A 13,487-nucleotide genomic window follows, 5' to 3' on the forward strand; every position below is an offset into this window, starting at 1 on the left:
ATCAAATTTACATAAAACTCTATCTTTACAATATTTTGTAATGTCACACGTTTCTGCTAAAATCGCCCCTTTTAATTTACCTAAAAGGGAGAAAATGAAGAGATATTTAGCCGAGTTTTTTGGCACATTTTGGTTAGTTTTTGGAGGTTGCGGTAGTGCGATATTTGCAGCAGCTTTTCCAGAGCTTGGTATCGGATTTATAGGTGTTGCGTTTGCTTTTGGTCTTACAGTTCTTACGATGGCTTACGCAGTTGGTCACATCAGTGGCGGACACTTCAACCCTGCTGTCTCAGTTGGTTTGCTAGTTGGTGGAAGATTTGATAAAAAAGATATAGTGCCTTACATCATCGCACAAGTTATCGGAGCGATCGCAGCTGCTGCTGTGCTATATCTTATCGCTTCAGGCAAGGCTGGATTTGACGCTGCTGCAAGCGGTTTTGCTAGCAACGGATACGGCGAGCACTCACCAAATGGCTACAGTCTAGTCTCAGCACTAGTTGCAGAGATAGTTCTAACTGCGTTTTTCCTTATCATCATCCTAGGTGCTACTGATGAGCGTGCTCCAAAGGGCTTTGCACCGATTGCTATTGGCCTTGGTTTGACGCTGATCCACCTTATCTCGATACCTATCACAAACACATCGGTTAATCCAGCTCGCTCAACTGGCGTTGCGATATTTCAAGGCACTTGGGCACTAGAGCAGCTTTGGCTTTTCTGGGTTGCGCCTATCGTTGGAGCGATCATAGGAGCTATCATTTATAGGATTTTAGGCTGCACATGCGGCTGCAAAAGCGCAAAATAATCAAATTTTATACTTCAAGGGGCGATCTTCGCCCTTTCTACTCTTTCAAATTTAAATAAGTAAAAAAGAAATTTATAATGTATTTTGAGGGGGCATCTAAGAAATTTAATTCTTAGATGAAAAGAGGATTTAGGCTTTTTTTGTCATAGCCCTAATAGGTATAACAAATATCGCTGCGATAAGGTAAAAAACGATACCAAATACAGCTGCCATCATAAATATCTCGCCGATATCATAAAAGCTTGACTCAAGCCTAATGGTATCCACGTAATTTATCGCAAACCATAATGCTACGCCAAGAGCGATAGCAAAAACAAAAAATCCCCAAGAAAATAAAAAATTTAAAATCTTAGTCATCAACTTTTCTCCTTTTTGAGTTTATTTATCTACCTTAAATCCGCCGCCAAGTGCCCTATAAACTTCGACCGCACTATCTACCTCATCAAGCTTTGCAGAGACATCTTGAAGCTTTGCTTGAAGCAAATTTCTCTCCGCATCAAGAAGTTCTAAGTGACCGATATAGCCAGCGTTATACTGATCTTTAGCAAGCGAATAAATTTTTTGCTGCGATTGTAGCAAATTTTTTACCTGATCCAAAGAGAGCTTTGCATTTTGCCTTGAGATAAGGGCATCTCTAACCTCGCCAAGGGCCGATCTAACAGTCGCTTCGTAAGTGATAGCTGCGATTTGCTCGTTTGTCTCAGCAACACGGACGTTGTTTTTTGTCCTGCCGTAGTCAAATATTTTTTGCGCTAAAGAGCCACCTATATTCCAAGTATTGGCATTTCCTACAAATATATTTTCAAAATCAATACTTGTAAAGCCCAAAAGTCCAGTAAGTGAGATTGTAGGAAAATAATCAGCCTTTGCTACGCCCACAAGGGCATTTGTAGCTTTTAGATCTGCTAGTGCCTTTGCCACGTCACTTCTTCTAAGCAAAACATCTGAGCTGATGCCAGCCTTTATCTCAGGTGAGCTTGGTAAATTTTGCGCACTAGCAACGGCTCCTTTTAAAATTTCATCATTGCTCTTGCCAGTTAGGATGGCTAGCGAAGTAAGCGCTTGTGACTTTGAGTTTAGCACTGAAGTTAGGCTAGTTTTTGCCCTTTCAACCTCAGCCTTACTTTGCAGATAGGTCATCTCATTTATGCCACCAAGATCAAGCTGCGTTTTGCGAAGTGCTAACGTATCTTCGTAGGTCTTTAGTGTCTCTTTTAGCACCGCTTCTTGCATGTTTAGTGACACTAGAGCAAAGTAGCTTTTTGCCACACTTGAGCTAAGGCTTAGTCTAGCGCTATCATAGTCAAATTTGCTCGCATTTAAATTTTCATTAGCTGCAAGCACGCTATTTCTTACTCTACCCCAGAGATCTATCTCGTAGTTTAGTCCTAAATTTATGCTAGAGCTTCTATAGCGTGTTTGAGGTTGTCCAGTGTAAGTTTCACCACTGGTCTTTGCTTTGGTATAACTTACATTTAAATTTACCCCAGGGAGCAAGCTAGCCTCAGCAACACCAAGACTCGCCTTTGCTTTTTGTAAATTTAAATATGCAATGCGTAAATTTGTATTTTTCTCAAGTGCACTTTCGACTAGTGCATTTAAATTTTCATCTTTAAATTCCTTCCACCAAAGATCTCTTACATCGCTTGTCTCGAAAGTGTATGTTGAGGTGAAATTTGTATCCACATTTGGCATATCTGGGCGAAACGAGCAACCAGCCAAAAACGCCGCTGTTATAAGTATAAACGCCTTATTTCTCATCTTTTTTTGCTCCCTTTTTCCAGTATTTTTCATTTAAATTTTCAAGCAAATAGTAAAACATAGGCACGAAAAATATCGCTATCGTTGTTGATGCGATCATGCCGCCAACTACGCCAGTTCCTAGTGAGTGACGAGATGCAGCGCCTGCGCCTGTGCTTATAGCCATTGGGAAAACGCCTAGAGTAAATGCGATCGAGGTCATTACGATAGGTCTAAAGCGAAGTTTGGCCGCATTTACAGCTGATTCAAATATGCTCTTTCCACTCTCGCGCTCTTGCATAGCAAATTCTACGATCAAAATGGCGTTTTTGGCCGCTAGGCCGATGAGTAGCAAGAGTCCGATCTCAAAGTAGATATCGTTTGTCAGCCCTCTTATCCAAACAGCTAGCAACGAGCCAAATACTGCAAACGGCACGGCAGTGATGACTGCAAGTGGGATGAGCCATCTTTCGTACTGAGCAGCAAGGATCAAAAAGACAAATACCATACCAAAGATAAAGGCAACCGTGCCTGTTCCTTGAGAATTTACCTCTTGATATGCCGTTCCAGCCCAGCTTATAGCGTAGTCGTCGCTACTTAGCGTGTCATTTACGACCTCTTGGATCGCTCTTATCGCATCACCTGATGTATAGCCAGGTTTTGGATCGCCCATGATCTTAGCCGCTGGAAAGAGGTTAAATCTATCAACGATATCAGGTCCGATCGATCTTGTGAGCGTCGCTACTGAATTTAGTGGCATCATGCCGCCATCTTTTGAACGGACGAAAATTTTTCTTAGATCCTCAGGGTTGTTTCTAAAGTTATCGCTCGCCCTTGCATATACGCGGTAAGATTTACCAGCAAGGTTGAAGTCATTTATGTAGTAAGAGCCAAAAGTAGCCGCTATCGTGCTAAAAATTTCGCTCTCACTTACGCCAAATAGCTTTGCTTTCTCTTTATCAACTGTTATCTTAAACTGGCGGTAGTTTGTCTCAAGCGTCGTTCTCACGCCAGTTAGCTCAGGTCTTGCGTTTGCAGCTGCAGTTACCTTTCTAGCGTCTGCTTCTATCTCGTTGTAGCTCTTGCCACTTTTGTTTTGTAGATACATCTCAAAGCCGCCAGTCATTGATAGACCCATGATAGGTGGCACGTTTACGACAAAGGTCATTGAGTTTTTAGAGCCCCAAAGCATGCCGTTAAACTGACCAACTAAGGCATCTGCGCCGTCTGTTGCACCTTTTCTCTCGCTCCAGTCTTTTAGCTTGATAAAGCTAATGGCTGAGTTTTCTCTAAGTGAGCTAGCTAGCATATCATAACCTGCAACGCCCATAGTAAATTCGACATTTGGATTGCTCAAAATGGCGTTACTAATAGATTTTACCTCTTCTTTAGTCTTTAGCATATTTGTTGAAGGTGGAAGCGAGGTGATAACCATCAAAGCGCCCTTGTCTTCTGAAGGCACAAGCCCTTTTGGCACCTTTTGAAACAAGCCATACGTTGCAAATCCCATTATGCCAATTACTATAAAGCTAATGATGACGTGTTTTAAAATTTTTGCCACACCAGCTGTAAAGAGCTTAGTGCTAAAGTCAAAAAAGTCGTTAAATTTCTGAACGATCCAAAATGGCTTGTTCTCTTGCTTTTTAAGCATAACCGCACAAAGCGCTGGCGTAAGCGTAAGAGCGACAAAGCCTGAGATACAAACGGCGACAACAAGTGTTAGCGCAAACTGCTTTTGTATAACGCCAACAAAGCCCTCCATAAATGAAACTGGCACGAAAACTGCGCAAAGCACGAGCACGATAGAGATAACCGGAGCTTGCACCTCCTCCATCGCCTTAAATGTCGCGTCTTTTACGCTTATCTCTTTATCTTCGTGCAAAATTCTCTCGACGTTTTCTATAACGATGATCGCGTCATCCACGACGATACCGATAGCTAGGATCAGGGCAAAAAGTGTGATCAAATTTATACTAAAGCCCATCACATAAAGTCCGCCAAATGTGCCTATGATAGAGACTGGCACGGCTAGCATCGGTATGATGGTAGCTCTAAAGCTCTTTAAGAAGAAGTACATTACGATAAGAACTAGCACCATCGCTTCTACGAAAGTTTTTATAACTTCGTCTATTGAAACGGTGATAAATTCAGTTGGATTGTAAGCTATCGTGTGCTCTAAGCCAACTGGGTAGGTTTTCTTTAGCTCTTCAAGCTTTGCTTTGACCGCTTCAGCAGTTGCAAGTGCGTTTGCGTCGTTTTGCAAAAATAGCAAAAGTGGCACTGCTGGCTTGCCATTTAGCATAGCTTCAGATGCGTAGCTAGCAGCTCCAAGCTCGACTGTGGCGACCTCTTTTAGCTTGACGACTGTGCCGTCATCACTTTTTATCAAAATTTCGCCAAACTGCTTTGGATCTTTAAAACGTCCTTCAGAAACTACCGAATAAACATAAGGATTTTCACCCTTTGATGGCTGCTCGCCGATCTTGCCAGCGGCGTATTGTGAGTTTTGAATTCTTACTTGAGAGATGACGTCGCTTGGAGTTAGTTTAAACTGAGCAAGCTTGTCTGGCTTTAGCCAAATTCTCATTGAGTACTCTTTGTTGCCAATTAGCACCGTATCGCCGATACCATTTACTCTTTTGATCTCGTCGGCGATGTTTAAATTTACATAGTTATATAGCTCCACTAGGTCCATATTTGGGTTTGAAAAGCCAACTACTTGAAGGATCGAGCCACTTCTTTCGCGCACCGTTACACCCATGTTTTGCACCTCTTGAGGTAGCCTTGAAAGGGCAGCTTGGACGCGGTTATTTACGTCTATCGTAGCTTGTTTTGACGATGAGCCGATCTTAAAATATACGCTTATATTCATAGTACCTGCAGAGCTTGAAGTGCTTTGCATATAAAGCATATTTTCAACACCATTTATCTGATCTTCAATGGCACTTGCGACTGAGTCAGCGATCGTCTGCGCGTCAGCACCGCTATATGTCGCACTCACAGAGACAGTAGGCGGAGTAAGACTTGGATACTCCTCTATAGGAAGCCCCTTGATACCCATAAAACCTGCTATAACTATGATGATAGATATAACAGTTGCAAATATCGGGCGGTTTATGAAAAATCTTGAAAACATCTATCTGCCTTTACTTGCTACTTGTAGCGTTTGCATCTTTGCCGTTTATAAATTCTGCACTTAGGTCTTTATCAGTTTCAACTGGTGCGCCAACTCCGATTTTAAGGAAGTTACTAACTATTATCTTATCGCCCTCCTCAAGACCCTCAGTCACAACGATCATATCTTTTGTTTGATATCCTGTTTTTACATTTTTTTGGCCTACTTTGCCATCTTTTACGACTAAAACATAAGTGTTTGTAGCACTTTGTTGAAGGGCAACTTGTGGGATGTTAAAGGCATTTTTTTGCACAAATCCGCTCATCTTTATATGACCAAACGCACCTGGCAAAATTTTACCCTCACTATTATCAAAGCTAGCCTTTGCCAAAACGCTGCCAGTTGCGGTATTTACGACATTATCTATAAATGTCACTTTGCCAGTGAAATCTTCATTGTTTAAATTTAAAACAGCCTCGCTATTTAGTTGCTGCCAAGCGCCACTATCTAAATTTGCTTTTCTACTTAGATTATCCACATCTGCGATGTAAAAGTCAGCCTCGATCGGATTTATCTTAGTTAGTCTTACAAGCTGTGTTTGGCTTGCTACTACAAGTGAGCCAACATCGACTTTATTATCGCCCACTACACCGTCAAATGGAGCTACTATGCTTGTGTAGCCTAGATCTATTTTTGCACTTTTTAAATTTGCTTTTGCGCTTACTAAATTTGCATTTGCGATATCGTAAGCTGCAACGGCTGCGTCGTAGTCTTTTTGAGAGACTGCATTTTTCTTATATAGAGCAGAAATTCTTTTAAACTCAGTCTCGGCATTTTTTAAATTTGCATTTGCCACGCCAACAGCTGCGTCAAGTGAGTCGTAGCTAGCTTGATATTTCTCTGGATCTATGAGAAATAGCTTCTCTCCAGCTTTTACCTTATCGCCTGGCTTAAAAAACTGCTTTATGATCGTGCCGCCAACCTTTGGATAGATGATGACATCTTGGTTGCTAGTAACTGTGGCTGTGTAGTCAAAGCTAATAGGCACATCCGCTTTTTGTGCAACAAATATATCAACATGAGATGTTGGCATTTGGCGTCCTGCAGCGGCCTTTTTGTCGCCACTTTCAAAGCAGCCAGAAAGCAAAAAAACGGCAGCTGAAAGCATAAGAAAACTTTTAAATTTCAACATAAAAACCTCTCTTAATTTTAAATTTTAATCCCAAATTTAGTTTTGTAATTTTCATTACAAAATTTTAAATGCCATGAATATAACCAAAAATAAATTAAAAGTCAATTCTACTTCTTAATAATGCCATTTAAAAATAGCTCCACGCACAAAGCAACGTGCTCTTCACGCTCTTTTTTGCTTAGTTTTGGCTCTTTGTTTATCATAAGCGAGTCGACGTAATAAAGACCAATTACATTTTTCATAAAGCACTTTGCGGCAAATTTGACTGGAAATTTTGGATTAAGCTCGGCTTTTACCTCATCTCTTTCAAAGAAATTTATAAGTACAAGGTCGATCTTATTTAAAATTTGATCTAAAAATGCCCTGCCAAGCTTGCCGCCATTTTTAGAACCCTCACTCATCATTATCCTGCCAAGTGAGATATTTTTCTTGGTGCAGACGATGGAGAAGATGATGGTTGCAAATTTGGTTAAAAACTCCTCTAAACTATGAGAAATTTTAAGGTCTATTTTTTCATCGATCTCTTTTATAAAGTCATCTATCTCTTGCTCGATGATCGCCTTAAAAAGCCCCTCTTTGTTCTCGAAAAATGTGTAAATGCTAGCAAGCGAGCCGCCGCTTATCGCCACGATATCGCTAAGGCTCGTTTTTTCGTAGCCATTTTTTAAAAATAGCTCAAGCGCCGTTTTTACGATGAGTTCGTATCGTTTTTTGCCTTTTTCTGAGATCGCCATTTTACTTCCCACTAAATTTTTCGCCATTTTATCATCTTTTTGGATAGATAAAAGTGCTGGCTCTTTGCACGCTGATAGTTGGCTCGTCAGTGGCGTAAGCTCTTATATTTATATGTTTTAAAAGATCTTTTTCGCTCGTGTTTTCATTTTTTGATTTTAGCGTGACGATGACCTTTTGTTTTGCGCCAGCTTTTAGCATAAACGGCTTATTTGGACGAGAAATTTCTATGCTTTTATCATCTATCTCAAAGTAAAATTTATGATCCTTGCTTTGGGTATTTTGCACTAAAAATACATAAGAATTTTCAACCTCACCTTGATCTAAAACCTTGTAAAGCTCGCTTGTCCTATTTATATTTAAAAGCATGCTCTCTTTTTTACCGCTCATCAGCGCTGCAGCTACCAAAACTACGCACAAAATGACAAGATAAGCAACCGTTCTAAATCTAAAAATTTTCACCTTTTTATTTTCATTTTGAGAATTTATGCTTCTCCACTCGATGAGCGAGCTTTCGTTAAAATGTCCCATCACTTTAGCGCACGCGTCGCTACACTCAAGGCAGTTTATACATTCAAGCTGCATACCTTTTCTTATATCTATATGTGTTGGGCATATCCTTACGCAGGCCTCGCAACCAGTGCAAAGCGCGCCATCTTCTTTTGGCTTTTTAAATTTCTCCCGGCCATCATATATGACGCCGCCTCTGTTTTGGTTGTAGATAACTTGGATCGTGTCGCTATCAAACATAACTGACTGCACCCTCGCATACGGGCAGACATAGACGCAGAAATTCTCTTTTAAAATGACCACGTCATAGACTAGCCAAGCAGCTATACTAAGCCAAAATGCAAGTAAAATTTTATGTTCGCTTGCGTCATTTAGATAAGCAAAAAAATCAAGTGGTGGCACAAAATACCACATAAAATTTGCAGCTATGATAAGTGCTAAAACGCACCAAATTCCAACAGCTAATGCACGCTTAAAAATTTGACCTTGTGGCTCATTTTGTTTGTTTTGGATATTTTTTCTGATCTTTAAAATTTTAGTCTGCAAAAGGTCACGAAAGAGCGTTCTAAAAATGGTCTGCGGACAGCTCCAGCCACACCAGATACGCCCTGCAAGCGTCGTTAAGAAAAATATGCTTAAAAACAAAGTGATAAACAAAAACGGCATCAAATATAGCTCTTGCATATCAAATTTTGTAAAAAATAGATCAACTCTGCTTTTATCAAAACTTAGCAAAAATAGTTGCGCGTCATTTATCCTAATAAATGGCAAAATAAATACAAATAGTGTGATACAGGCAAAAAAAATGTAACGCCTCTTGGCGTAGGTAAAATGAAGATCCTTTGACATGGTGAGCCTTTTTTGAAATTTCAAGATTATAAATTTTGGGTTATTAAAAAAGTATTAAATATTTTAAATTTGCCTAAAAGCTTAAATTTATGAAAGTTAAACTATACTCACGGCTTATTTTAATCTGAAAGGTGGTGAGGACGTTGCCTGGTATTAAGGTACATCCTAACGAGTCATTTGACGAGGGTTACAGAAAGTTTAAAAAACAAACTGACCGTAACTTAGTCGTTACTGAAGCAAGAGCTAGACGCTTCTTTGAGCCTAAAACTGAGATCCGCAAGAAACAAAAAATTGCAGCTCGCAAGAAAATGCTTAAACGTCTTTATATGCTTAGACGCTACGAGTCAAGACTCTAAAACCAAGACAAAGGGAGCTTTGCTCTCTTTGTTTAACTCTTCTTTTAGCCTTATTTTTTTATAATCAAAGCAATTTTTTTATTTTATTTTAAACGGAAATCCGATGCAAAAGCTAGCTGTAAATGAAGCTGCAGAAATTTTAGGCATAACAAAAGAAGCAGTCTATAATAGAATCCGCCGAGGCTCGTTGAAAACGCTCATTGAAAATGGCACTAAATTTGTCATCCTTGACGAGGAGCCAAGTAGCGAAAAACCCGCAAAAACCGCTTCAAAAAGCACAAAAACTAAATCCCAAAACGACGAGTTTGTAAGCTATTTGCTAAATGAGCTAAGTGAGCTAAAGAGCTTAAATTTAAATTTGCAAGCCGATAAAGATAGGCTTTTTAAAGAAAAAGAGCAGATGCTCATCGAGCGCAAAAATGAAATTTTGCAAATTTACAAGGACAGAGACGAGAAGCTCATGCAGTTTCTAAATGCTATGCAAAGGCCACTTTTAGCACCTAAAAACGAAAGTGCCGCAAGCGAAATGGCGATAGATGCGCAGATAGAGGACGAGTCAAAATGGATAAATTTAAGCGAATATCTAAAGGAGTTAAATTTAAAACCAAAGGCAACGAAAAAGATCAGTGAAAAGATAATAAAAGCGATACATCACTCCAAATTTATCAAATTTAAACGCGGCGTGATACTTGTTAGAAGACATAAAAATTTAAAAGAGTTGATAGGAGAGATATGAAACACATCAAAAAAATAGCTACTTATGCTGCGGTTGGGGGATTTGGTGCCATTATCATGGCTGGACTTGCAGGTTGTGGGAGCGACGATGGCGGTAATGAAAACGCACTAAACGAAGTTGCGCAAAAAAACGGCGCCTTTGTCATCATCGAAGAGAGCGCACCTGGCGTTTACAAAATATTAGAAGAGTATCCAAGCACTGAAACTAGAGTCGTGCTAAAAGATATGAACGGCACTGAGCGCGTGCTAAGTAAAGATGAGATCGATAAACTTCTAGCTCAAGCAAACGCAAAGATCGACAATAACACTTCAAATTTGACAAGAACGAGCGACGCACAGCTAAGCAGCGGCGGACTAAGCCTTGGTGAGACGATCCTTGCTTCAGCAGCTGGCGCGATACTTGGTAGTTGGATAGGCAGTAAGCTTTTTGGTAATCAAAATTTCCAAGCAAATCGCCAAAGCACATATAAAAATCCAAGTGCTTACACAAGAAGTGTGGATAGCTTTAACAAGCAAAAAGCGGCAAATTCTGCTGCAAGAAGCGGCGGTGGAAAGAGCGGATTTTTTGGTGGTGGCTCAAAGTCAAGCTCTAGCTCATCAAGCTTTGGAGGCTGAAAATGATAAATTTAAGAAAAATCACCCCATTAAACAATGAATTTATGGAGAAAATAGGCTTTGCGTGGCACACGGATAACGACAACAGCTCGTATATCGCTGATGAGATCGTGCAAGTAAGCGAAAAAGAGGCAAATGCCTACTACGAGGCGGCAAACGAGCTATATGATATGTATGTAAATGCCGCTCAACACGTGATCGACAACAACCTTTTTCACGAGATAGGCATACCATTTAACCTTGTTGATATCATAAAAAATAGCTGGGAAAATGACGTTCACTGGCACCTTTATGGCAGATTTGACCTAGCTGGCGGGCTTGATGGTAAGCCTATAAAGCTCATTGAATTTAACGCCGACACGCCAACGGCAGTTTTTGAGACGGCGATCATCCAGTGGGCGATGCTAAAGCTAAATCACATGGACGAAGCAGCCCAGTTTAACGACCTTTACGAGTCGCTAAAGCAAAATTTCAAACGCCTTATCACGCTTGGCGACGAGGATGCGGACTTTGATGAGCTTTACGAGGGCTGGGGGATATTATTTAGCAGCATCGCAGGCAGTATCGAGGATGAGCAGACCGTAAAACTACTGCAATACATCGCAAAAGAGGCTGGTTTTGTAACAGACTTTGCCTACGTTGATGAGGTCGTTTTTAACGATGATGAGGGCATTTTTAAAAATGATGAAAATTTCGAGTATTGGTTCAAGTTAGTGCCTTGGGAGAGCATAGCGATCGATGAGGGCGAGCTGGCTCTCATACTTTCAAACATCGTCAAAAATCAAAAAGCTATCATCATAAATCCAGCCTACACGCTGCTTTTCCAAAGCAAAGGGATCTTAAAAATCCTTTGGGATCTATATCCTAATCACCCGCTCTTGCTTGAGACCTCAAACGAGCCACTAAAAGGCAAAAAATATGTGAAAAAGCCGGTATTTGGTAGAGAAGGCGCAAACGTCTCGATATACGATGAAAACGGCGCACAAATAGCAAGCAGTGATGGTGAATACGACTCAAACAAAGCCATCTATCAAGAATTTTACGAGTTTAACCAAGATGAGAGGGGCGAGAGCTACCAAGCAGGCGTATTTTACGCTTATGAGGCGTGCGCGCTTGGATATAGAAAGGGCGGCAAAATTTTAGATAACTACTCTAAATTTGTAGGACATTTCATTAAGGACTAAGGATGAAGATCGTTTGTTTGGACGCGGCAACGCTTGGAGAAAACGTAGATCTTAGTGTTTTTAAGAAATTTGGCGAGTTTATAAGCTACCAAAAGACTAAGAGCGATGAGGTCGTACCTCGTCTAAAGGGCGTTGATGTCGTCATCACAAACAAGGTCATCATCAACAAAGCCGTGATGGACGCGCTAAATTTAAAGCTTATCTGCATAAGCGCAACTGGGATGAATAATGTCGATCTAGAACATGCAAAAGCTAAAAACATAGTCGTTAAAAACGTCGCTGGCTACTCAACCGCAAGCGTCGTGCAGCACACATTTGCCTTGCTTTTTGAGCTAACAAATCGCATCAAATTTTACGATCACTACGTAAAAAGTGGCGAGTGGGTGAAGAGCGAAATTTTCACCTATCTTGGCGCAGATATCAGCGAGATCGCTGGCAAAGAGTTTGGCATCATCGGTCTTGGCGAGATAGGACGCGGTGTGGCGGCAGCGGCACGTGCATTTGGCGCAAACGTGAGCTACTACTCGACAAGCGGAGCAAATAAAAATAGCGAGTTTGCGCAAAAAAGCCTAGATGAGCTACTAAGAAGCAGCGACATCATCAGCATCCACGCACCGCTAAATGAAAAGACTAGAAATTTACTGGGCACAAACGAGATAAATTTGCTAAAAGATGATGCGATAGTGCTAAATTTAGGACGTGGTGGCATAGTGGATGAAGCGGCGATGGCAAGGGCGATAGATGAGAGAAACCTGCGTTTTGGCACCGACGTTTTGGAGAGTGAGCCGATGAGCGAAAATAGCCCATTTTTAAATGTAAAAAACAAAGAAAATCTACTAATCACCCCGCACGTAGCATGGGGCAGCTTGGAGGCTAGAAAACGACTGATCTCGCTCATAGTTAAAAATATAGATGAATTTATAAAAGGATAGAAAATGGCAACCGAACATAGCTTTGATATAAGCGCCGAGGTCGATATGATGGAGGTTAAAAACGCTCTTGAGACGGCGAAAAAAGAGATCGCAGCAAGGTATGACTTTAAGGGTCTTGCGGCTGAAGTTGAGCTAAATGAAAAAGAGAAATTTATAACGCTTCTTAGCTCAAGTGACAACAAGATCGACGCGCTAAAAGACATCGTGATCTCAAAGCTCATCAAGCGCAACATCCCACCAGTAGCGATCACAGAGACAAAAAGAGAGCCAGCAAGTGGCGGGAATTTAAAGGCGACGCTAAAGCTAAACGACACGCTTGATAGTGAAAACTCAAAAAAGATCACCAAAGCGATCAAAGACTCAAAGATCAAAGTAAGCGCGCAGATCAGGGGCGAAGAGATCAGAGTGACAAGCAAAAGCATAGACGATCTGCAGGAGTGTATAAAGCTCGTTAGGGGGTTAAATTTAGAACTTCCGATAAGCTTTAAAAACCTAAAATAACGAATTTTTCGCTTTATTATGCGTCGTTTATTCAAATTTTTGCTCGGTCATTACCAGCTCGGTAACTCCCGTCACAAAAATTTAAATCGCCTCGCCTAATTTTGCGAAAACATCGCATGATTTTCATGTTAAAATTTGGTAAGTTACTTGGCTAATTTTGCGAAATTGCCATGCGACTTTTATATTTAAAATTTCGCAGGATTTTTGGCTAAATTTGCTAAATC

Annotated in this window: 13 protein-coding genes; 7 read left to right on the forward strand and 6 right to left on the reverse strand. The window is 40.7% G+C overall.

Annotated elements, in window-relative coordinates:
* The first annotated feature begins 94 nt into the window (after positions 1–94).
* Entirely contained in the window at positions 95–802 is a 708-nt protein-coding gene (gene aqpZ / locus CVS86_RS05580) for an aquaporin Z (protein ID WP_107791245.1), read from the forward strand.
* A gap of 129 nt (positions 803–931) precedes the next feature.
* Here the strand turns inward: aqpZ and CVS86_RS05585 are convergent, their stop codons facing one another.
* From CVS86_RS05585 to ccoG, 6 genes are all read right to left on the reverse strand, one after another.
* Positions 932–1,159, reverse strand: coding sequence for a hypothetical protein (locus CVS86_RS05585; protein ID WP_004318043.1), 228 nt, complete (start codon positions 1,157–1,159; stop codon positions 932–934).
* 21 nt (positions 1,160–1,180) lie between these two features.
* Complete coding sequence (locus CVS86_RS05590; protein ID WP_103608373.1) at positions 1,181–2,563, reverse strand: efflux transporter outer membrane subunit; 1,383 nt, start codon at positions 2,561–2,563, stop codon at positions 1,181–1,183.
* Entirely contained in the window at positions 2,553–5,678 is a 3,126-nt protein-coding gene (locus CVS86_RS05595; RefSeq protein ID WP_107791246.1) for an efflux RND transporter permease subunit, read from the reverse strand. Before CVS86_RS05595 ends, CVS86_RS05590 begins: the two co-directional genes overlap by 11 nt.
* 10 nt (positions 5,679–5,688) lie before the next feature.
* Positions 5,689–6,849: an efflux RND transporter periplasmic adaptor subunit gene (locus CVS86_RS05600; RefSeq protein ID WP_012001106.1), complete on the reverse strand. Its 1,161-nt coding sequence runs from the start codon at positions 6,847–6,849 to the stop codon at positions 5,689–5,691.
* 107 nt (positions 6,850–6,956) lie between these two features.
* Positions 6,957–7,610, reverse strand: a complete 654-nt coding sequence (locus CVS86_RS05605; protein ID WP_234399234.1) for a TetR/AcrR family transcriptional regulator — start codon at positions 7,608–7,610, stop codon at positions 6,957–6,959.
* 4 nt (positions 7,611–7,614) lie between these two features.
* Complete coding sequence (gene ccoG, locus CVS86_RS05610) at positions 7,615–8,940, reverse strand: cytochrome c oxidase accessory protein CcoG (RefSeq protein WP_103597905.1); 1,326 nt, start codon at positions 8,938–8,940, stop codon at positions 7,615–7,617.
* A 143-nt stretch (positions 8,941–9,083) separates the two neighbouring features.
* On the opposite strand from ccoG, the gene rpsU reads away from it, so the two are divergent.
* The 6 genes from rpsU (at position 9,084) to CVS86_RS05640 (ending at position 13,263) form a co-directional block, all read left to right on the forward strand.
* A complete protein-coding gene (gene rpsU / locus CVS86_RS05615; protein ID WP_009294994.1) occupies positions 9,084–9,296 on the forward strand; it encodes a 30S ribosomal protein S21 in 213 nt (70 codons plus the stop codon).
* A gap of 103 nt (positions 9,297–9,399) precedes the next feature.
* Positions 9,400–10,032, forward strand: coding sequence for a DNA-binding protein (locus CVS86_RS05620; RefSeq protein ID WP_103597906.1), 633 nt, complete (start codon positions 9,400–9,402; stop codon positions 10,030–10,032).
* On the forward strand, positions 10,029–10,646 hold the full coding sequence (locus tag CVS86_RS05625) for a UPF0323 family lipoprotein (protein ID WP_103570117.1): 618 nt from the start codon (positions 10,029–10,031) through the stop codon (positions 10,644–10,646). Before CVS86_RS05620 ends, CVS86_RS05625 begins: the two co-directional genes overlap by 4 nt.
* 2 nt (positions 10,647–10,648) lie before the next feature.
* Positions 10,649–11,830 (forward strand): glutathionylspermidine synthase family protein, encoded by a 1,182-nt coding sequence (locus CVS86_RS05630; protein WP_103597907.1) that lies wholly within the window; start codon positions 10,649–10,651, stop codon positions 11,828–11,830.
* 2 nt (positions 11,831–11,832) lie between these two features.
* Positions 11,833–12,762 carry a D-2-hydroxyacid dehydrogenase gene (locus CVS86_RS05635; protein ID WP_107791247.1) on the forward strand — a complete coding sequence of 310 codons (930 nt, stop codon included), beginning with the start codon at positions 11,833–11,835 and terminating at the stop codon, positions 12,760–12,762.
* Between the two features lie 3 nt (positions 12,763–12,765).
* The gene (locus CVS86_RS05640; protein ID WP_107791248.1) at positions 12,766–13,263 is read left to right on the forward strand and encodes a YajQ family cyclic di-GMP-binding protein; all 498 of its coding nucleotides are present in this window, start codon (positions 12,766–12,768) and stop codon (positions 13,261–13,263) included.
* Positions 13,264–13,487: the final 224 nt, after the last annotated feature.

Source organism: Campylobacter concisus, from assembly GCF_003048605.1.
GTDB lineage: Bacteria > Campylobacterota > Campylobacteria > Campylobacterales > Campylobacteraceae > Campylobacter_A > Campylobacter_A concisus_BM.